General features: G+C 62.4%; 14 protein-coding genes and 1 other RNA gene. 7 read left to right on the forward strand and 8 right to left on the reverse strand.

What is annotated here, in order from left to right:
* Positions 1 to 594: 594 nt before the first annotated feature.
* The 5 genes from AC3WWH_RS24310 to AC3WWH_RS24330 form a co-directional block, all read right to left on the reverse strand.
* Positions 595 to 1,533 (reverse strand): DMT family transporter, encoded by a 939-nt coding sequence (locus AC3WWH_RS24310; protein ID WP_058321864.1) that lies wholly within the window; start codon positions 1,531 to 1,533, stop codon positions 595 to 597.
* Positions 1,534 to 2,048: 515 nt separating this feature from the next.
* The gene (locus AC3WWH_RS24315) at positions 2,049 to 3,278 is read right to left on the reverse strand and encodes a lytic murein transglycosylase (RefSeq protein WP_057254376.1); all 1,230 of its coding nucleotides are present in this window, start codon (positions 3,276 to 3,278) and stop codon (positions 2,049 to 2,051) included.
* Between the two features lie 254 nt (positions 3,279 to 3,532).
* Entirely contained in the window at positions 3,533 to 4,318 is a 786-nt protein-coding gene (locus AC3WWH_RS24320; protein WP_058321232.1) for a glycoside hydrolase family 25 protein, read from the reverse strand.
* Between the two features lie 252 nt (positions 4,319 to 4,570).
* Entirely contained in the window at positions 4,571 to 5,239 is a 669-nt protein-coding gene (locus tag AC3WWH_RS24325; RefSeq protein ID WP_058321233.1) for a class I SAM-dependent methyltransferase, read from the reverse strand.
* 4 nt (positions 5,240 to 5,243) lie between these two features.
* Entirely contained in the window at positions 5,244 to 6,494 is a 1,251-nt protein-coding gene (locus AC3WWH_RS24330) for a BtaA family protein (RefSeq protein WP_057253435.1), read from the reverse strand.
* 176 nt (positions 6,495 to 6,670) lie between these two features.
* Here AC3WWH_RS24330 and AC3WWH_RS24335 point away from each other — a divergent pair, with 176 nt between their 5' ends.
* Positions 6,671 to 8,221: a putative bifunctional diguanylate cyclase/phosphodiesterase gene (locus AC3WWH_RS24335; RefSeq protein ID WP_082640702.1), complete on the forward strand. Its 1,551-nt coding sequence runs from the start codon at positions 6,671 to 6,673 to the stop codon at positions 8,219 to 8,221.
* 214 nt (positions 8,222 to 8,435) lie between these two features.
* Complete coding sequence (locus tag AC3WWH_RS24340; protein WP_058321235.1) at positions 8,436 to 9,788, forward strand: serine hydrolase domain-containing protein; 1,353 nt, start codon at positions 8,436 to 8,438, stop codon at positions 9,786 to 9,788.
* Positions 9,789 to 9,830: 42 nt separating this feature from the next.
* On the opposite strand, the gene AC3WWH_RS24345 is transcribed toward AC3WWH_RS24340, so the two are convergent.
* From AC3WWH_RS24345 to AC3WWH_RS24355, 3 genes are all read right to left on the reverse strand, one after another.
* Entirely contained in the window at positions 9,831 to 10,877 is a 1,047-nt protein-coding gene (locus tag AC3WWH_RS24345; RefSeq protein WP_058321236.1) for a lytic transglycosylase domain-containing protein, read from the reverse strand.
* Positions 10,878 to 10,993: 116 nt separating this feature from the next.
* Complete coding sequence (locus tag AC3WWH_RS24350; protein WP_058321237.1) at positions 10,994 to 11,629, reverse strand: LysE family translocator; 636 nt, start codon at positions 11,627 to 11,629, stop codon at positions 10,994 to 10,996.
* A 130-nt stretch (positions 11,630 to 11,759) separates the two neighbouring features.
* Entirely contained in the window at positions 11,760 to 12,977 is a 1,218-nt protein-coding gene (locus AC3WWH_RS24355) for a pyrophosphate--fructose-6-phosphate 1-phosphotransferase (protein ID WP_057253446.1), read from the reverse strand.
* Between the two features lie 429 nt (positions 12,978 to 13,406).
* Here AC3WWH_RS24355 and AC3WWH_RS24360 point away from each other — a divergent pair, with 429 nt between their 5' ends.
* The 5 genes from AC3WWH_RS24360 (at position 13,407) to rnpB (ending at position 17,624) form a co-directional block, all read left to right on the forward strand.
* Complete coding sequence (locus AC3WWH_RS24360; RefSeq protein ID WP_058321238.1) at positions 13,407 to 14,114, forward strand: J domain-containing protein; 708 nt, start codon at positions 13,407 to 13,409, stop codon at positions 14,112 to 14,114.
* Complete coding sequence (locus AC3WWH_RS24365; RefSeq protein ID WP_057253450.1) at positions 14,111 to 14,875, forward strand: N-acetylmuramoyl-L-alanine amidase; 765 nt, start codon at positions 14,111 to 14,113, stop codon at positions 14,873 to 14,875. Before AC3WWH_RS24360 ends, AC3WWH_RS24365 begins: the two co-directional genes overlap by 4 nt.
* Positions 14,876 to 15,099: 224 nt before the next feature.
* A complete protein-coding gene (locus AC3WWH_RS24370; RefSeq protein ID WP_057253452.1) occupies positions 15,100 to 15,627 on the forward strand; it encodes a lytic transglycosylase domain-containing protein in 528 nt (175 codons plus the stop codon).
* Positions 15,628 to 15,927: 300 nt separating this feature from the next.
* On the forward strand, positions 15,928 to 17,118 hold the full coding sequence (locus AC3WWH_RS24375; protein WP_058321239.1) for an NAD(P)/FAD-dependent oxidoreductase: 1,191 nt from the start codon (positions 15,928 to 15,930) through the stop codon (positions 17,116 to 17,118).
* A gap of 105 nt (positions 17,119 to 17,223) precedes the next feature.
* Positions 17,224 to 17,624, forward strand: an RNA gene (rnpB, locus tag AC3WWH_RS24380) — RNase P RNA component class A.
* The last annotated feature ends 366 nt before the right edge of the window (positions 17,625 to 17,990 follow it).

Raw genomic sequence — 17,990 nt, forward strand, 5'->3', positions numbered from 1 at the left:
TAAAGGACAAAAACATGCAGCAATTCAAAGTGCTACAGCGACCTTTGCGCGTCTGATAAGACGCGCGGCGCTGTAGATCCGAACCCGATTTCCCGGGCGGATATGCCATCAAAAAGAAAGCGCCTGAAGATCGATCTTCAGGCGCTTTCTTGTTTGTCGCAGCGATTAGACCCTTTGCTCTCTTGGCGGTCTAGCTTGCTTGGTGCTGCAAAATGGATTTCCGGAAATTTAAGTCCCTATTCGGTTTGGACTCTCAGCAGCCGCTCATCAGATGAAGAGCATCGTGGCCACGAATACGAACGCTGCACTGATCATGAGGACATTCAGCGAATGTGTAAGGCCCATGGATGACCCTCCCTGCGTTAACGCGTTAAAACATAGGGCGAAATCACGATGTGTTAAAGCGAAACTTGTGCTGCAGTGCGAAATCCGTGAGGGGGAGCGGCCTTATTCACAGGGCTATAATATTGAGATATTTATCTTTTTCAGTCTGCCACATTTTTTTCACAATCGCTTCCGCAAGGTTAATATAAACGTTTGTAACCGTGCGTGAGCGCTTCAGAAGGGCACGAATTCGGCGGTTCGATTCCCCGTTCAGACGGCACGTTTGAGCCGCAGAATGCGGCCGTCGAGCACGGCGAGCCCAAGGGCGATCAGCGCCATTCCGCCGACATCGGCCGGCTGCAGGGTTTCGCCGAGGAAGAGATAGCCGAGCAGGATCGCGCTTGGCGGTACCAGCAGGGTGACGAGCGAAGCGTTGGTGGCGCCGGCCTCCGCCATGATCCGGAAAAAGAGAATGTATCCATAGGCGGTCGAGACGAGCGCGAGGCCGAGGATGGCAAGCGTTGCTTCCATTGGCGGCATCGGCAAGGTCCAGGGCGCATCCGTGAAGGCCGCAACGGGCAGCATCATCAGCGTCGAAGCGGTGAGCTGGCCGGCGGCCGTCACCGGCGGTGCAAGATTTCGGAAGCGCTTGCCGTAGGTTGCCGCAAGGCCATAGCTGACGGCGGCCAGCACCGGAAGGACGAGCGCCCAGAGCGGAACGCCGCTCGTCGTACCGAACAGGCCGGCAACCGCACTCGGCCCGATCAGCACCACGGTACCGGCAAGGCCGAGCAGGCAGCCGGCGATCTTGGCAGAACTCAGCTTCTCGTCCTCGGTCGCCATGTTGGCGATAATGACGGTCCAGACCGGCGTCGTGGCGTTGAGGATCGCCGCCAGGCCGGCGCCGATCTGGGTCTGGCCGAGGAAAATGAAGGCGTGCGGAATGGCGTTGTTGATCAGTCCCATCAGCGCAAATTCACGCCAGCGTCCGGAAAGTGCCTGATACATGCCGAAGCGGCCGCGGATATAGAGATGCAGCGCAAGTGCCGCCAGGCCCAGACGCAGCACCACCAGCGTGAATGGCGGCACATGGGCAACGGCCACGCGGGCGAAGAAGAAGGACCCGCCCCAGATGAGACCGAGCAGGGCGAGCAGCGCCCAGGTTCTGACGCTCATCTGATGGCCGTCGACTGTGGCTCGCGCATTCATGGGTGTGCCTGTCCGTGCTGATTGCATCGTCCGTCAGCCTCGCCCAGGCGGAGAATCGTGATCGTGGCGCAAAAGCTGCGCCCGACATTCCCGGACCGGTTGCGATCTGACGATTATTTCATAGCCCGGCGCCTTCGCCGGGACCACCCGGTTCTTGTCGTATTCGTGAGCAAGGGGGCGTTCGGGCATGGGCGGTCCCATCTGCGGTCGTGGCGCCTGGACCGCAGATACAAGAAACCCCGGAGATCGGTTCCGATCCCCGGGGTGATGCATCCTGCGCACGAGCCACATCGGTGGCCCGAGGTTCACCTAAAGCGCGTCGCGATTTTTCAGATTTGCTCCGTGCGCTTTAAGTTCTTGATATTTCGCATGTCGTTGTCGCAAAACCGCTGCGCACTTTTGCGCGACAGGCTTTAGAGCATTTCACTGTTTCATTGAAACGGCGAATTGCTCCAACTGTTTGAAATTGCGCAATTCCGGACGGAAAACCGTTTCACACTTTTCCTGGAATTGCTCTAGAGCGCGTTCAAGAGTTCCAACGTGGCCCAGCCGTCGGCGGGACGTCCGAGGCGGAGCTGCTCCTTCTGGAGTGCGGCGCGGGTGCCGGAGCCGAGGATGCCGTCGACCTTGCCGACGTCGTGGCCGAGCGTCTGGAGCTTGGTTTGCAGCGCCTTCATGGCGACATCGTCGAGGCCCGGTTCCGGGTTGCCGCCTTCATAGGTCGGCGCGCCGGCGAGGCGGGTTGCGAAGTAGGCGGCCGAGGTCGTGTAGATGAACGACTGGTTCCACTCGAGATAGACGTTGAAGTTCGGGTAGGTCAGGAAGGCCACACCCTTGCGGCCCTGCGGCAGCACCAGCGAGGCTTCGAGATTGCCGTTGGCGGTGTTGCCGTCGCGTGGGCTGACGCCGAGCGCGAACCAGTCCGAAGCCTTCATGCCCGTCTGCAGGCCGGTCTTTTCCCAGGGGAGTTCTTCGGGAACGCTGACTTCCTGGATCCAGGGCTGGCCAGCCTTGAAGCCGAGGCTCTGGATGAACTTGGCCGCGGTCAGGATCGCGTCAGGCGAGCTCTTTTTCAGGTTGACGTGGCCATCGCCGTCGCCATCGACGCCATAGGCGATAATGTCTTCCGGCAGCATCTGCACCTGGCCGATCTCGCCGGCCCAGGCGCCGGTGGTCGTTGCCGGGTCAAGATCGCCGTGCTGGACCATCTCGATGGCCGCGATCAGCTGCGGTCGGAACATTTCCGGGCGGCGGCAGTCGTGCGAGAGCGTCACCAAAGCATTGCGGGTGTTGAAGTCGCCCTGCACGGCACCAAAGTCGGTTTCCATCGCCCAGAAGGCGGTGATGACGGGGGCCGGCACGCCGAATTCCTTCTCGGCGCGGGCGAAGACGTCGGCATATTCCTTCATCTTCTGCTGGCCGATATCGAGGCGCGACTTGCTGACCGTGCGCTTGGAGAACTCGGTGAAGGTCTGCTTGAAGACGCCCTGGGTGCGGTCGCGGCTCAGCACCTTCTGGTCGATCACGGCGCCTGCGAGCGCACGATCGGCGACATCGGCCGGAACACCCTTGGCGACAGCTTCGGCCTTCACGCCCTGAAGAAACGCGCCGAGGTCGCCGCCGCAGGCAGCAGCCGGAGCGGCGCTCTGCGTGCCCGTCTGGGGCGCGGTCTGGGCGAAGGCGGTGGAGGCGGTAAGCGCCAGGAGGGCGACGGAGGCCAGGGCGTGCCGGGTAGTCCGGATCATCATAATTCCTTTCTTTGGCCGCGGGGTGCGGGAGACACCACCACGGGCAGCAAATTGCTGGATGACCTGCATAACGCCTTAAATCGTCACCGATTTAGGGACAAATCATGCAGCGGTTCAAAAATGTTACAGCGACCTTTGCGCGTCCTTGGAGATGTGCGGGCGCTGTAAATCTGCCTTTGCTCTTCCAGAGCATTATGACCGAAAGAAGAAAATGGGGTGCCTTGCCGCGGTTGCCGGCAAGAATGCCGGTCTTACTTCGGCTGTGAGACTGCTGCGACCCAGTTCTTCCAGTTTTTCGCCGAGCCGGCGAAGGCATTGATATCGGTACTGCCGTCGATGCCCGGGATAACGCCGGTGCTGGTGTACTGCCAGAAGGCCCAGCGGCGCTCGACATAGACGTCTTTCGGGTGCTTGGCGGTCGAGCGCACCCAGAAGTGATAGTCCTTGAACTGGTCGACGAGATTGTCCCGGTGGAAGTCGACCGAGGTGTAGATGATCGGGCGTTTGCCGTAATGGGCTTCGAGGCGATCCATGAAGTGCTTCATCTCGGCGCGGACTTCGCCTGGCGTCGGGCGGTGGCGGCAGGTCTTCGATTCGCCGTTCCATTCGACGTCGAGCACCGGAGGCAGATAGACCGCGCTTTTCGGCACATTGGCTATGAACCAGTCGGCCTGATCGTCGGCGGTCGAGCAGAAATAGTAGAAGTGATAGGGCGCGTAGGGGATGCCGGCGGCACGCGCCCGCTGCCAATATTCGTTGAAGCGCGTGTCGACCCTGTCCTTGCCTTCGGTCGCCTTGATGAAGGCGAAGGAGACGCCCGAATTCTTCACCTTCATCCAGTCGATATCGCCATTCCATTTGGAGACGTCGATGCCGTGGATGTTGTGGTGCTGCGGGGTGCGGTCGCCGAAGTTCTGCGGGTCCGTATCCTGGAAGCGCGGCGGGATCGATGCCGTCTGCATCAGGTCGTAATCGGTCGACGAACAGGCGGAAAGGAGGGTGGCAATGGGCAGTAGAGCCAGAAGAAGCCGGCGCATGAGGTACCTGTCTAGAGACGAGCGACGATCCTGCCTCACACGATGGCTTTCATATCGGTGATTTCCCCCGCGAGGCGTGAACCTCATCTTCACCATATCATCGTAAAAATTGGGTTAGCTCAAGCGGGAATTGCAGGTGGGCGGGAGTTCGCCGATTTCTACTCCAACGCGAAATCCCCTTGGTGATTTCGGTGCTCTCGGGCGACGTGAGATAGGGGCGATCCCTGCCGACCGCGCGACGGGTTCCCGGTTTCAGGCGGCGATTGCGACGGCCGGGCGGTGATAGACCGCAAGCCAGGCGTAGCCGCGACCGATCGCGCGGCGTTCGAGATCGGCGCCGTTTACTCTCGCCTTCTCGCGCAGAACCTCGAAGAGGTTTGCGCGTGGCGTGACATGGAAGCGATCGAGCCAGCCGTGCAGCGCGCGGCGGAAGCTCGCCGGCAGGCGCTCCTGCTGGCCGAAATCGGCGATGTGCAGCGAGCCGCCTGGATTGAGCGCGGCGATGGCCGCTTCGATCGCCTTCTGCCAATCGGGGATCATCGACAGCGAATAGGAGATGACGATGCGATCGAAGCCGCGCTCGCCGAAGATGGCGGGGTCGAAATCCGTGGCGTCGGCGACCTGAAGTTCGGCACGGCGCTTGCCGCTACGGTTGAGCTTTGCATCGGCGGAGGTCAGCATTTCCGAGGAAATGTCCAGGCCGAAGAGACGGGCCGAAGGGAAGCAGCGGCCGATCAGCGCCAGATTGCGCCCGGTGCCGCAGCCGACTTCGAGCACAGAGGCACCGGGGGCCGGGTTCATCTCCCGGATCAGCGTGTCGCGGCCGAAGAGATAGTACTTCCGCGTCAGATCGTAGAAATGCCGCTGGTAGCGGTACATGTGGTCCATGCGCCGCGCGTGCGAAATCCCGGCCTCACGCATCGGCTCAAGCCTTCTTCCGATAGATGTGGAAACCACCATAGATGGCGGAGCGGTCTTCGGCGCCGAGCTTGACCGATGCTTCGGCATCGTAGTGCCACTGGTCGAGCAGGGCCGAGGAGACACGGCCGGGCAGGATGCTGTCTTCTGCCGCCGTGCGGAAGATGACGATCGCGCCGGTATCGGCCGTGCGGGTGATCTCGGTCCAGAGATCGTTGAGCTGCTGGTCGGTCATCCAGTCCTGGGCATCGAGCAGGATGTAGCGGTCGACGGAAGCCGCCGGCTTGCTCGCCAGGAGCTCGGTGTAGCTTGCGTGGTGGACCTCGACACGCTCGGCATTGTTGCGGATCGCCTCGTAGGCGCGGGCATTGAGGTAGGGCGGTAGCTCGCCTTCGTGCGGCAGCGGATAGCGGCGCCCAAAGGCCTGCCAGGCGAAGTAGTTTTCCCGCAGCGGAAAGTGACAGGTGAGCTTTTCAAGCCGATGGCGCAGCACGGCGGCGAGCGACTTCTCGCTGCTGAGGCTTGCCAGCTCGTCGAACTGCTGCGGCGGGATGCCAAGCCCGAATAGCGAGCTCTTGCGGCCGGTAATCCAGCGGATGACGGGGCGATCGAAAAGCGGTGCCAGGCGCTCGTCGAAGAATTGCCGCTGCTCGCGCATCGAGCCGGCCTGGACGAATTCTTCCGGGTTGACGCCGTGTAGACGGGCGAGCAGGTGGCTTGCGGCAATGAAGCGGCCGAGCAGGCCGGTGCGATAGATGTTGCGGCCGAAGACGCCGATGCGGCGGCGGCCGGTCAGGTCGCGGCCGTTCCAGTAGCTGCGCGTCGCGGTGTCGAGCTTCGGCGCAATGAAGAGGTCGAAGGCCTGGACGTTGGTGGCCGTGCCCTGGGTCGCCAGGAAACGCGTGACATCCTTGTGGCTCGGCAGGTGGCGAAAGGCCGCGAGCTTGAGGCGGTTCAGCGCGATGTGGTGCGGGTTGAGGTCGACGACGTCGATCTTGCGCGGGCCGGCCGACAGATAGGTCAGCATATTGCAGCCGCCGGAGCCGATGGTGACGATCCGGTGCTCCGGGCCGAGTTGCATCGCTTCCATGTCAACGATCGGATCTTCCCAGATCTGCGGGTAGACAAGACCGGAAAAAAGCAGGCCGAAGAGACGCTCCGAGAGGCCGGCAAGGGAAAAGGTCTTGTGCTGGAGCAGGGCGTTTTTCAGCTTCGGATTTTTTCTGCCAAAGCCGACGTCGGGGGCTAGTTCGGTCATCTCTGCCGGTCATCCAGTTGAAACTTAGCCGCTTCTAAAGTGACTCCGCTACACTTTGATGACGAGGTTTCCACAGCCCCCAGAGCGCGCTCGAACGGCCGCCATACTATTTTTCACCCATAAGAAATCATTAAACCCTGGCGTGCTAGCACCGGCTCATATTCGGGGGCGTCGACATGATGTTAAGAACGTTTCTGCCGAAGCCCGAGCAGCGATTTGCGGTTGCCGGCGCGGCTTTGGGGGCTCTGGTTTCCGCGGCGTGGCTGGCGACGGAAACCGTGCTCGCAAAACAATCGAATTGGGATGTTCCGACAATGCTTGCGGCTGGCGCCATGCCGTTCCTCCTCGGCGGGTCCTTCTATCGCTGGCGTTACTCGCGCCGCCTCGAACACGAGTTGCATGCAGCGCGCCGCGCCGAGCGGCGCTTGCGCCACGAGGTCCACCGCGACAAGCTCACAGGTCTCGCAAATCGCGCGGCGCTGGAAGCGGACATTCGTCAGGCGCTTTGTGCCGAAGGGCCGGCCTTCGAGCGCAATGCCCTGCTCCTACTTGATCTCGACCGGTTCAAGGCGATCAACGATACGATGGGTCACGATGCCGGCGACCGGCTGCTTGCACTCTTCGGTGCCCGGCTGAGGCGCGCCTTTTCCGGGGAGGCAACCGTCTACCGGCTCGGCGGCGACGAGTTCGTGCTTGCAGCGGCCGATGCTTCATCGCAGGCTGAGGCGGAAATACTCGCAATGCGGGTAAAGGCATTGTTCGAAGCGCCGTTCGATCTTGGCGATGCACGGGTCGCATCCGGCTGCAGCATCGGCATCGCCTTCGTCGAGCGAAGCGATACGGCGACGGGCGACGTGCTGAAGCGTGCGGACCTGGCGCTCTACGAGGCGAAGGCGATGAGCGGCAACAGCCACGCCTTCCACTCGGAAACGCTGACCCACGCCGCCCGGCAGCGGGCGGAGGCCGAGCGCGATGTGGCACGCGGGCTCGAGGACGACGAATTCTTCCTCGAATTCCTGCCGATTGCCGGGACGGCAAGCGGAGCCATCCGCGCTTTCGAGGCGCTGCTGCGCTGGCGGCACCCGCTTCGCGGCGTCATCGGCGCGGAAGCCTTCATAGAGCCGTCTGAGCAGAGCACGAGTGCGCTTTCGCTTGGCTATTGGACACTTCAGACGGCCTGCACGGAGGCTGCCCGCTGGGCTTCGCCGACCGGACTGACGGTCGCCCCCTTCGCCCCGCAACTCAAGGATCGAGACTTTGTTGCGCAGGTCAGGCAATGCCTCGCCGAGGCGAGCTTGCCGCCGGGACGCCTGACGATCGAGATCACCGGGGACTTTTCGACCGAAGATCTCGCCCTGATTTCCGAAAATCTCCAGGGGTTGCGCGCGCTTGGTGTGCGGATTGTGCTTGGCGGCGGCGCCGGTTCATCCTTGCCCTTGAACCTGATTGCCGAACTGCAGCCCGACCAGGTGACCATCGATCTTACCGCCATCCGGGCGACCCACGGCAGCGAGCGCAGCGTTGCGCTGCTCGCCTGCCTCATCAAGACCGGCCAGGTACTGCGCCTGCCGATCGCCGTGCGCGGCATCGAAAAGCAAAGCGAGATGGATTGCGCGCAGGCAAGCGGCGCCGCGGAAGTCCGCGGTCCGTGGATATCGCCAGCGCTCACGGATGTGGCGGCATTGCCTGAGACAGGCGAAGCGGCGGATTTGCGACGCTCGGCCTAACGCCGCGGGACCAGCACTCCAGGGTCCCCATTCCCCAGAAATTGGAAACTTGCAGTCTGCGGGCTTTTCCTGTCGGCGAAATGCTGGTTCTCTCTGCAACTCGACAGCGACCGCGCGTCCCATCGGACCAGTACCACCGCTGTTTGAATTGCTGCATCTTTCTGTCCTTGGTCGGCAAGACTCCAAGGATATTTGAGACGGCCGGAGGGAACGCATGAGACGCATGTTGAGGATATCAGGTGCGGCGCTGGTGTTGGGTGTCGTCGCGCTGTTCGGTTGGCTCGCGCTCGCGCCGCCGGAATTGCTCAAGGTCGGCGATGGGTACGCCGCGAAGATCGTCTGCTCCAATGTCTTCATTGCGCGACGCGATGCCCAGTCGGTGCTGGCCGATGATGTCCAGGCGCCGGGACACCCCTTGCTGAAGCTGGTGAAGGTTGCCGTCGAACCGGAAAAACAGATGGTGACCGCACGGATCCTCGGCTTTGCAGCGGCGGGCTACGCCGCCTACCGGCCGGGCGCAGGATGCACGAGCCTGCCGGATGGCGGCGGAACGAGCCTGCCGCCGATCACGACCGCGGCGGCTGTGGCGGCGCCGGCTTCCGAAGCGCCTTGGCCGGAAGGCGAGGGAGCCGCGATCGATCCCGCCCTGCAGAGACTTATCGAAGATGCCGATCTCGCCGGTCCGGGCGCGCGGGCGATTGCCGTCATTCGCGATGGCCGCCTGGTCGCCGAGAGCTATGGTCGGGGCTTTGACCGCTCGACGCCGTTGCTCGGCTGGTCGATGACGAAATCGGTCACGGCGGCGCTGATCGGACTGCGTGTGGCCGAGGGCCGAATGGAAGTGGCGCGTGCCGGGCTCCTGCCGGAGTGGGCGAGCGACGAACGGGCCAGCATCACGCTTGCCGATCTGATGGGCATGCAGAGCGGTCTCGAATTCAACGAGAACTATGGCGACGTCACCGACGTGACGCGCATGCTCTATCTTGAGAAGGACATGGCGGGTTATGCGGCCACCAAGCCGCTGACGTCCGATCCCGGCGCGACGTTCAGCTATTCCAGCGGCACGAGCACGTTGCTGTCGCGCATCTGGATGCGGACCTTCGAGGATCCGGCGGCGGCACTTGCCTTCCCGCATGACGCCCTGTTTGCGCCCTTGGGCATGAGCAGCGCCGTGCTCGAAACCGATGCGAGCGGCACCTTCGTCGGCTCGTCCTATATGTATGCCACCGCGCAGGACTGGGCGCGCTTCGCGCAGTTCCTGCTGCAGGATGGCGTCTGGAAGGGGAGGGCGATGCTGCCGAAGGACTACGTCGCCTTCATGCGCGCACCGGCCAAGGCTTCAGGCGGCAAATACGGCCAGGGCCAGGTGTGGCTGGAAGAAAACGGCGTGCGCGCCGGTTCCGGCAGTTTCCCGGCGGACGCCTTCTGGATGCTCGGCCATGACGGCCAGGCGATCATGCTGGTGCCTTCGCTGAAGCTCGCGGTGGTCCGGCTGGGGCTCACGCCTTCGAGGCTCGGCTACGACGTACAGAAGCTCAATGCCAAAATAATAGAGGCGCTCGATTGAGCGCCTCATAAAACGGTTCGAATATCAGTAAGCGGGCTTCGCTCACTTCATGCCGAGTTCTTCGAGCAGGCCCTTGCGCTTGGCGTGGTAGTAGTAGCCGCTGGCATAGAGCTTGACCGCGCCGTCGTGCTTGTTGTCGGCCACCATCCAGGCGCCGTGCAGATACTTCGTCGCGTATTTGAGGTTGGTTTCGGCGTCGAACAGGCCTTCCGCCGGACCGTCATAGCCGAGGCCCTTGGCGGTGTTGTAGCGGATCTGCATCAGGCCGTAATTGCCCTTGCTGTAGGCGCGCGGATTGTAGTTGCTCTCGCGCTTGACGACGCGGTGAACCAGCTCGACCGGAATGTCGTTCAGATCGGCATAATACTTGATCAGCTTGTCGAGGTCGGGACGCGAGCTGGTCGGCGCCTTGGTGAGCTTCATCGAATCCGGAATGACGCTGGCAACGGCTGCGACCGTCGAGCCGATGACACCGGTCTTCGGACGCTCGGTCGGCACGATCATGCGGTTGGCGACCAGCGTTTCGAGACCGACGGGCTCGCCGGTGTCGAAGTCCGATTCCATCGCGGCGGCAACTGCGAGCGTCGAAACCGGAAGATCCTGGACGCGGGCCGTCTTGGTCGCGGCGGGCGAAGCGGCTGCTTCCGCCAGCTGCGTCGCGTCGCCCGACAGCGGGGTTCCGGCGGCGGCTATGGCAGCGGTCGCATTCGTTTGCGTTGTCGGAGCGACCATGGCAAGCGCCATGGAGTCGCCCGGCTTGGCGGCGGGGACCGCGACCATCGAGGGGGCGGCTTCGGCGCCTTGTGCCAGGTCAGCCGCGACCGGATAGGTGACCGCGATGCCCGATGCCTGGGCTGCCGTCTGTGCCATAAGCGCAGCGCTCGTTGCGGTGGCCACACCATCAGGCGTGGGCAGCGCGTAGGCCGTCATTTCAGTTCCGGGCTTTGCAAGGGGGGTGACCGTCTGCACGGCCGTCAGTTCTTCGAGCGACGTGTGCTCTACCGTTGAGCATCCCGAGACGATGGTCGCCGACAGTATAGCTGCCACGCCAAACGTCTGTTTGGTAAGGGAAATACGGTACTTCGCCATTCTGTCACTTTCGTGCTTCTGGGCCCCGTAGCCCCTGCAAATCAGCGGTTGCCAGCCGCCAAGAGTGAATCTCCATTAACCTATGAGGCTGGCGGCGGCAAGCACGGGCGACGATTTCACGCCGAGGCGCGCTTCATCGTTGCCGTCAGAAGCCCCGCGCCGATGAGCATGGAGCCGCCGGCGCGGTTGACGATGCGGCGAATATTAGGCCGCGAGATCGTGCTGCGCGCCGCGGTCGCAAGGGCCGCGTAGAGGCTGGCATTGACGATCGCGAGCGTCAGGAAAGTGAGCTCGAAAATCGCCATCTGGGTAAAGAGCGGCTGACCAAGGTCGAGGAACTGCGGCAGGAAGGCGACGAAGAAGACGATGCTCTTCGGATTGAGCGCGGTGACCGCATAGGTGTGAAAGAAGATACGCAGCGGGCGCTCGGTGGGGGTGGTTTCGACGTCGGCATCGCCGCCGGTTGCGACCGGCGTGCGCCAGAGTTTGATGCCGAGCCAGATGAGATAGGCCGCTCCCACCCATTTCAGCACGGTGAAGATCGCCGCCGAGGTCGCCAGCAGCGCACCGAGGCCGAGCATGGAGGCGGTCATCGCGGTGAAGTCGCCGAGCGCGACGCCGGCGACGGTGGCGCCTGCCGTCTTGCGGCCGTGGCCGAGCGCATAGGAAATGACGAGAAGAATGGTGGGGCCGGGAATGGCGAGCAGCACGGCAGAGGCTGCGGCAAAGGCAAACCAATGTTCAAAGGACATGAAAAAGCTCCGCGTTTAACTAGATCTCGGCAATGAATTGGCCGAGCCAGCCATGGAAACGCGGAGCCGTCAATCTTTTAAATCAGGCGTTGTCGGCGGGCGGCATACGCACCCGCCGGGGTTCGCATGGTCAGTGCTTCTGCGCCTGCCACTTTTGGCCGATGACGTCCATCACGTCGCCGAACCACTTGACCGAGGTGTCGAACTGCTTGCCGCCCTTGATGCGCGGGAACTCGATCGTGCGCAGCTTGCCGCCCTGGTCCTCGTCGTGACCGGTGACGCCGGAGACCTTGTTGAGCGCGCTTTCGACGGCGAGGTCGACCATGCTCTGGATCAGGCGCAGGTCGTCGCCGTTGGCCGGTGCGGAGCGGGCGTAGTAGCCGGACTTCTGCACCATCGCGCGCTCGGCGCCGAGCAGTGCTGCGAACTGCTTCGAGAACCAGTTGCCGACATTGATCGTGTCGATCTTCACGTGGCCGAAGGCATCGCGCTTGATCGTTTCGCCGGCCGCTTCCCGCTCAGTGACGATCGCGTCGAGGCATGCGCCTTCACTGACGAACAGCGTCACGAAGCCGGTGCGGTCCATGATCTTACGCAGGCGATCGGCTTCGCCCTGCAGATCGAACTTCATCTCCGGCAGGTAGAGACCGTCGATGTTCTTCATCTGGCGGTTCATCATGAAACCGTCGACGAACTCCTTGTCGTCGATCGTCTGGATATAGGAGCGGGCGGTGGCCGCGGTCAGCCAGCCGCAATGGCGGCCCATGACCTCATGGACGACGAGCGTGCGTGGTGCGGCGCTCTGCTCGTTGCTGACATTGTCAAAGAAGCGGGCACCGTATTCGGCGGCCGTCCAGGCGCCAAGCGTCTGGCGGATCGGCACGACGTCGTTGTCGACGGTCTTCGGCAGGCCGACCACGGTCAGGTTGTAGCCGTTGGCGCCGAGATAGGCGGCAAGGTCGGCCGCGGTCGTGTTGGTGTCGTCGCCACCGATCGTGTGGAGGATCGAGATGCCGTCATTGGCAAGCCGCTCTGCGGCGATGCGCAGCGGGTTCTCGCCATCCTTGACGAGGCCGCGCTTGACGCAGTCGGCCGCATTGGTGAGCTTGACGCGGCTGTTGCCGATCGGCGAGCCGCCATGGCGGTGCAGGAGATGCGCCTTCTCGCGCATGTCGCGGGTGATCTCGATGCGGTCGCCTAAGAGCACGCCCTGGTAGCCGGAGCGATAGGCGACCAGCTCATATTCGGGCGCGACGTCCGTGTAGCGCTCGATCAGCCCCCCAACGGCAGATGACAGACAGGGCGCGAGCCCGCCGGCCGTCAGCATTGCGACTTTTTTCTTGGCCATGTTTCCTCCTCGGGACTTTGGCATGCGATGGGTGGGGCCTCCATAACGCAAATCGGATGGAAATTAAATGACGGGTCTGTGGATGTTGTGTCGAGCTGCTGCCGCAAGGAGCCATTGAGCGCCGGAATGACGGGCAGGGCAGGTGCGCGCGGATTGTCGCAGGGCGCGCTGCCCGCGGGCGCGCAGGCTGGCTGTTGCGAACGGTGGAATTGCTGCCTTTTCGGGCGGCGATGACATCTCTTTTTTATTGAAAGGCTGTTCCCACGGGAACAGCTTTCCATCGGCTGACTGTCGCAAGTTCCAATCGATGGATTGACAATAGTGAGGGGCCATCACAAATTCGTCATCCTTGTGGTCCGGGCCGTCCACCGCTTGCGATTTGCCACCACATCGGTCCATGCTATAGAGTGGAGAGACAGGGAACCTCGCATGTCATTTTGGGACAGCCTCCTCAAGATCGTTATCGCCACCGGCAATGCGCTTGCCGGCGTGGTCGAGGCCGTGCGCACCCTGTTCGAGGGCGATCCGGAAACACGGCGCAAGGTGGCCTTCTCCGTCGCCATGATCGCGCTTTCGGCCAAGATGGCCAAGGCCGACGGCATCGTGACCGAGGCCGAGGTCGACGCCTTCCGCGACATCTTCCAGTTTCCGCCGGATCAGGCGCAGAACGTCGCGCGTCTCTATAACCTGGCGCGCCAGGACGTCGCCGGTTACGAGGCCTATGCGGAGAAGATGGCGTCGCTGTGTTCGTCCTGCGAAAAGAATTGCCCGATCCTCGAGGATATCGTCGACGGCCTGTTCCACATCGCCAAGTCGGATGGCGCAGTGCATGAGCGCGAGCTCGCCTTCCTGCTGCGCGTGGCAGACATCTTCGGCATGGACGAGGGACATTTCGAGCGCATCATGGCCCGTCATGTCCATGGTGACGGCCGCGACCCCTATCAGGTGCTCGGTGTTTCGCGTAAGGATGACTTCGCCGATATCCGCAGGCGCTACCGGGTACTCGTTTCGGAGAACCATCCGGACATGCTGGTTGCGCGCGGCGTACCGCACGAATTCCACGCGATCGCCAATGATCGCATGGCGGCACTGAATGCCGCCTATGAGGCGATCGAGAAAGAACGCCGAGCCGCATGACCTCCAAATACTGCGACTATCCGGGTGCACGCTTCATGCCGTCGCCCAATTTCGGCGACCGCGTCGACCAGCGCGCCCCGGATATGATCGTTCTGCATTATACCGGCATGCCGACGGGCGCTTCGGCGCTCGAATGGCTTTGCCGCGAGGAAAGCCAGGTCTCCAGCCATTACTTCGTCCACGAGGATGGGCGCGTCGATCAACTCGTGCCGGAGGCGCGCCGCGCCTGGCATGCCGGCAAGAGCTATTGGAAGGGCGAGACCGATATCAATTCCTGTTCGATCGGAATAGAGATCGCCAACCCGGGTCACCCGGGCGGTCTGCCGGACTTTCCGGAAAAACAGATCGCGGCAGTTGTGGAATTGTGTCGGGACTGCGGCGACCGCTGGTCGATCGCGCCCGAGAGAGTGCTCGCACACAGCGATATCGCCCCCATTCGCAAGGTCGATCCGGGAGAAAAATTTCCCTGGCACATTCTTCATCGCGAAGGGGTCGGGCACTGGGTGGAACCGGCCCCGATCGGCGGCGGACGCTTTTTCCAGCGCGGCGACCAGGGCCAGCCGGTGGAGGCCATCCAGTCGATGCTGTCGCTCTACGGTTATGGCATTGATGTAACTGGCGAATTCTGTGAAAAGACCGAGGGCTCGGTCGCGGCGTTCCAGCGGCACTTCCGACAACAAAGGGTCGATGGCATCGCTGACATCTCAACCCTCGATACGCTCCACCGGCTGCTTTCCAGCCTGCCGCAATTCATCGCCTGACGCGGAAGATTTTTTCGTCAAAACGGCACTTCTGCAGATATTCTTGGCATGTTTTTTTAGCTTTGCCACATGTTTACCATGATGCGGCATTCATTTCCGGCCCCATTGGAACTGCAGGGGTATCAGGGCGCAACGCTCACTTCCTGTGAATGAAACGATCGGGAAGTGAGGTTCGAAGCGGGGTGCGCTTCGGTCCATTCCCCAGGCCGGAGAATTCAAACTAAATGAGAATATCGTCTGTTGCTGCGGTGGCGGCATGCCTTGGCATGTTCTTCGCCGGGATGGGTACGTCGTATGCGGGGAATGTCGATAAGACCATCAAGACCTCATCCATCCAGTCCGTCACCCGGACCACAGGCTATCCCAAGCCGGATCTCGTCTCGAACGTCCAGTACACGGGTCTGATCAAGTCCTACGCCAAGCAATACGGCGTTCCGGTCGATCTGGCGCATGCGATCGTCAAGGTCGAAAGCAATTTCAATCCCAAGGCACGCGGCAGCGCCGGCGAAATCGGCCTGATGCAGATCAAGCCTGCTACCGCTCGCATGATGGGCTATTCCGGTTCCTCCAAGGGTCTCTACGATCCGGAAACCAACATCAAATTCGGCATGAAGTACCTCGCCATGGCGCATGAGCTGTCCGGCGGTACGACGTGCGGCACGGTTCTCAAGTACAATGCCGGCCACGGCGCCAAGCGCATGAACCCGGTTTCCAAGCGCTACTGCGGCAAGGTGCAGAACATCATCGACTGATCGATTGCATGACGAGCGCCGGCGCGTTCTTTCGCTTGGCGAAAGCGCCGCGCGTCTTATCAGACGCGCAAAGGTCGCTGTAGCACTTTGATTTTCTGCATGTTTTTGTCCGTTAACCGGCTACGATCAATGGAAACATGCAGTCAACGAAGAGCTTCATCCGCCAGCCATATCCGGCGATGGCGGATGCTCTAGCCGGACAGGTCTCGCGTTCCGGCGCACAGGGAAAAACCCTACAACCATCGTGTCATACAGGCGCAGGCATGCTATCTCCCTTGAGCAAAAGGGACGAGGACCGGCATGTCGGAAAGCTTTGATTTCATTGTCGTCGGCAAGGGCATGATGGGTGCTGCGGCCGCCCGCCACCTGGCGCTTTCGGGAGCCAAGGTCGCGCTGATCGGACCTGATGAGCCGACGGACTGGGCCAATCATACCGGCGTCTTTTCGAGCCACTACGACAATGCCCGCATCACCCGCACGATCGATGACGATCCAGTGTGGGCGCGGCTCGCCAGACGCTCGATCGAGCGTTACGGCGAAATCGAAGACGAAAGCGGCATCGGCTTCTACCACGAAGTCGGCTGCCTGATCGCCGGGCCGGCGCCCGGATCTTCCTACGACTATATCGAACAGGTCGAGAAAGCGCGCGACGCGCTTGGCGTCGAGGCGCCGCTCTACGATGGCGAGGCGCTGTCGCAGCGTTTTCCCTGGTTCCGTTTCCCCGATGGCACCGCTGGCGTTCACGAGAGGCGCGGGGCCGGCTACATCAACCCGCGGGCGCTGGTCGCGGCGCAGACGGTATGCGCCGAGAAGGCGGGAGCCCGGATCGTGCGCAGCGAGGTTGTGACCGTGGCGGAGGAGCGCGACCGTGTGGTTGTCGCGACCGTCGACGGAAAGCGTTTCGTGGCAGGCCGGGTGATCGTTGCCGCCGGCGGGTTCTCGATTTCCGCAGCACTCCTGCCGCGGCCGATCGATCTCACCGTTAAGGCGCGAACCGTATTCTTTGCCGAGGTGGCAAGCAGCGATCTGTCTGGTTTCGAGCGCATGCCGTCGCTGATCGGCGCGGCGCCGGAGCAGGAGAAAAGCTACTACCTGCTGCCACCGGTCGGCTATGCGGACGGCAAGCATCACATCAAGATCGGCGGCGATCCGACCGACAGGATCCTCGAGGGCGAAGCGGCGGTGCGGCAATGGTTCCGCGGGCCGGGCAGCGCGACAACGGCGGAGCATCTGCGCGGGCTGCTGGCCGAGGTGATGCCCGGCTTCCAGCCGGTCTCCACCCACTTTTCGCCCTGCGTCACCTCGTTCACCCGCCACGGGCTGCCCTATATCGGCTTTGCCGAGGGGAGCCGTATCGCCGTCGTCACCGGCGGCAACGGCCAGGCGGCGAAGAGCTCCGACGAGATCGGTCGGCTCGGCGCGGTCCTCGTGCTCAACGGCCGGATCGACGAGCCCGACTACGATGCGGATTTCTCCGTCGCGTTTCGCTAGATCGGGTGCGCCAGGACCGCCTTGCTCCGATCTGCCCTGTTGGCAGCTGAAAAACCCTGCCGTTTTTTCTGGCGCGCTGCGGCGGGCTGGTTTAAGGAGCGCGTGCCAGTTGGCCGGGCAGCCGCTCTCCGCAAGTGCCGAAAGGCCGCGGGGGGAGGAAAGTCCGGGCTCCACGGAAGTACGGTGCCGGATAACGTCCGGCGAGGGCGACCTCAGGGAAAGTGCCACAGAAAGCAAACCGCTCCGCTTGGCGGAGTAAGGGTGAAAGGGTGGGGTAAGAGCCCACCGCGGACATGGCGACATGGACGGCACGGCAAACCCCACCGGGAGCAAGACCGAATAGGGATGACGCGGGCGCGCAAGCGTCCAGCCTGTTTCCGGGCCAGTCATCCGGGTGGGTTGCAAGAGGCTGCGTGCAAGCGCAGTCCCAGATGAATGGCTGCCACGTTCCGTTGCCTTCGGGCTGCGGGGCCATACAGAACCCGGCTTACAGGCCAACTGGCGATTTCTCCTTTGTTTTGTCCGGCACAGAGCCGTCTCGAATTCTCTTTCGAAGCGGACCCGAGGGTCGGCGTCTGCCGGGGTAAGGCGTCGACGTTGCCGACGCCCGCAACATCAGGTCGGCCGACAGGCAAATCATGCGTTTCGGCTGCTTCGCGCCGGCTTGATCTGGCCCGCATTTTCCATGCGTGTCCGTTTGGAAATGAACCGGCCCGTCTCGGTGAGCTGTTTTTTCGCCCCGTGCCGGAGGCATAACTGCGCTCTTTCTCACATTCTGATTTTCCAACGATTTGAAGCCGTTCCGCTGTCGCATTCCCGGACGGTGGGGGTCTCTTCGTAACCCTTCGTTAAACTTAACAACCTATCAATAT

This window comes from Ensifer sp. EB106-03-01-XG145, from assembly GCF_058792075.1.

What these genes read in the sequence shown, in the direction of transcription:
- AC3WWH_RS24310 (WP_058321864.1), bottom strand. Translation starts at nt 1,533, where the DNA reads ATGAATGCGCGAGCCACAGTCGACGGCCATCAGATGAGCGTCAGAACC.
- AC3WWH_RS24335 (WP_082640702.1), top strand. Translation starts at nt 6,671, where the DNA reads ATGATGTTAAGAACGTTTCTGCCGAAGCCCGAGCAGCGATTTGCGGTT.
- AC3WWH_RS24370 (WP_057253452.1), top strand. Translation starts at nt 15,100, where the DNA reads ATGAGAATATCGTCTGTTGCTGCGGTGGCGGCATGCCTTGGCATGTTC.
- AC3WWH_RS24345 (WP_058321236.1), bottom strand. Translation starts at nt 10,877, where the DNA reads ATGGCGAAGTACCGTATTTCCCTTACCAAACAGACGTTTGGCGTGGCA.
- AC3WWH_RS24350 (WP_058321237.1), bottom strand. Translation starts at nt 11,629, where the DNA reads ATGTCCTTTGAACATTGGTTTGCCTTTGCCGCAGCCTCTGCCGTGCTG.
- AC3WWH_RS24340 (WP_058321235.1), top strand. Translation starts at nt 8,436, where the DNA reads ATGAGACGCATGTTGAGGATATCAGGTGCGGCGCTGGTGTTGGGTGTC.
- AC3WWH_RS24365 (WP_057253450.1), top strand. Translation starts at nt 14,111, where the DNA reads ATGACCTCCAAATACTGCGACTATCCGGGTGCACGCTTCATGCCGTCG.
- AC3WWH_RS24355 (WP_057253446.1), bottom strand. Translation starts at nt 12,977, where the DNA reads ATGGCCAAGAAAAAAGTCGCAATGCTGACGGCCGGCGGGCTCGCGCCC.
- AC3WWH_RS24330 (WP_057253435.1), bottom strand. Translation starts at nt 6,494, where the DNA reads ATGACCGAACTAGCCCCCGACGTCGGCTTTGGCAGAAAAAATCCGAAG.
- AC3WWH_RS24375 (WP_058321239.1), top strand. Translation starts at nt 15,928, where the DNA reads ATGTCGGAAAGCTTTGATTTCATTGTCGTCGGCAAGGGCATGATGGGT.
- AC3WWH_RS24360 (WP_058321238.1), top strand. Translation starts at nt 13,407, where the DNA reads ATGTCATTTTGGGACAGCCTCCTCAAGATCGTTATCGCCACCGGCAAT.
- AC3WWH_RS24320 (WP_058321232.1), bottom strand. Translation starts at nt 4,318, where the DNA reads ATGCGCCGGCTTCTTCTGGCTCTACTGCCCATTGCCACCCTCCTTTCC.
- AC3WWH_RS24325 (WP_058321233.1), bottom strand. Translation starts at nt 5,239, where the DNA reads ATGCGTGAGGCCGGGATTTCGCACGCGCGGCGCATGGACCACATGTAC.
- AC3WWH_RS24315 (WP_057254376.1), bottom strand. Translation starts at nt 3,278, where the DNA reads ATGATCCGGACTACCCGGCACGCCCTGGCCTCCGTCGCCCTCCTGGCG.